Origin of the sequence: Stenotrophomonas capsici (assembly GCF_034961085.1) — a bacterium.
In the GTDB taxonomy this organism is placed as follows: Bacteria; Pseudomonadota; Gammaproteobacteria; order Xanthomonadales; family Xanthomonadaceae; genus Stenotrophomonas; species Stenotrophomonas capsici.
The window spans coordinates 1-1,523 of record NZ_JAYFUH010000244.1 but is presented as its reverse complement, the minus strand read 5'-3'; the positions used below and the strand labels follow the sequence as shown (position 1 = coordinate 1,523).

General features: G+C 69.5%; 1 protein-coding gene. It reads left to right on the top strand.

What is annotated here, in order from left to right; translation table 11 throughout:
• Window positions 1-1,523: LamG-like jellyroll fold domain-containing protein (locus VA603_RS12415; RefSeq protein ID WP_323439032.1), on the top strand; the 1,523-nt coding region annotated here is incomplete at both ends.

Sequence of the window (1,523 nt, the reverse complement as noted above, 5' to 3'; positions counted from 1 at the left end):
CAGGGCGACCCGGTACCGAACTTCCAGGACAAGGTGAGCCTGGTCGATGACGGCGCGCACGGACGCGCCATCCAATGGCAGGACGACGGCGTGCTGTCCTGGAACGCGCCGGGCAACATCCAGGCCGCGCGCGGCACCTTGTCGTTCTTCTGGCGCGCGCGCTACGCGGTGGGTGAGGCGCCGTTCGTGATCTTCCGCGTCGGCTACGCCGACCACAGCAGCTGGGACATGGCCTGGCTGCGCATCGACTGGAACGGGCAGGGCTTCGACGCCTTCGTCACCGACGCCAACCTGGCGCGTACCCGCGTCTCGTTCAAGCTCGACCACATCCCCCGTCCCGAGCAGTGGCAGCACATCGCCTTCGGCTGGGACGAGGACCACGGCGTGCGGCTGTTCGTGGATGGCCGCGAAGTGGCGCGCGCCGAAACCACCGGTGACTATGACGCGGCGCTGGACCAGTTCGGCCTGGCCGGGCGGGTGATGGCGCCCTACCAGGTACAGAGTCGCTACAACTTCCTGCGCGGCAGCGACGTCGACGAGATCCGCGTCTACGACCGCCTGCTCGATGCCACCGCCGTCGCTGCATTGGCCCGCAATGCCGAGCCGCGCATCGCCGGGGAGGGGACCGGCTCGCAACGCGCGTGGTGGCACCGCCACGGCTGGGATGGCGCGCCGCCGCCGTTGCTGTCCACGCCGGTGACCACGGTCCGCAAGGTCGAGTTCGCCGACGTCAAGGACAAGCAGCAGTGGATGTGGAAGGGCACCGACGGCATCGCCGAGACCACCTGGCCCGGCGTCTACAACCGCTCGCGCCTGCCCGGACGCAATGACTATTTCCAGCTGCCGGACTGGAACACCTACGTCGAAGGCGGGCAGCGGCTGGACCTGACCGTGCCCGAAGGCGAACGCATCAACCGCGTGGAGATCCGCGGCGCGGCGTTCGGCACGCTGGCCGGCACCGCCGGCACCCTGTTCACCCGGCCCAAGGGCGTGGTGCGCAGCGTGGACGGTTTCGCCGAGCAGCGCGGCGGGGTGCTGCACTTCAGCAACGTGGCGCAGGAGACGCCGATCCAGGAACTCTGGGGCTACCACGTCAGCGACGCAGCCGAGCCGGAAGGCACGGTCAAGCAGCGCTACCTGATCGACAGCAGCGTGCTGCCGGACTACACCAACATCGCCACCCTGCGCGACTACATCGACGGCCGCTTCGCCGCCGATGAGCGCAGCACGGTGATGGCGCTGCCCAAAGGGGCGGGCGCACGCAAGCGTGGCGCCGACACGTTGCCATCCGCGTCGGCACCGATCGTGCACGTGCTGATCCCCTCCGGGGTGGGCGATGCGCCGGCGGCGCAGCCGCTGATCCGCAGCTGGGCCTACAGCTGGGAGAACATGCACGATGGCCTGGATGGCGTGGCCATCGACATCCCCGCGCTCGACCTGCCGGCCACGCATGACGGCCCGGACGGGAAGGTCATCCCGCTGAACATCCGCATCAAGGACCCGATCTGGCCGGCGCGCGACAT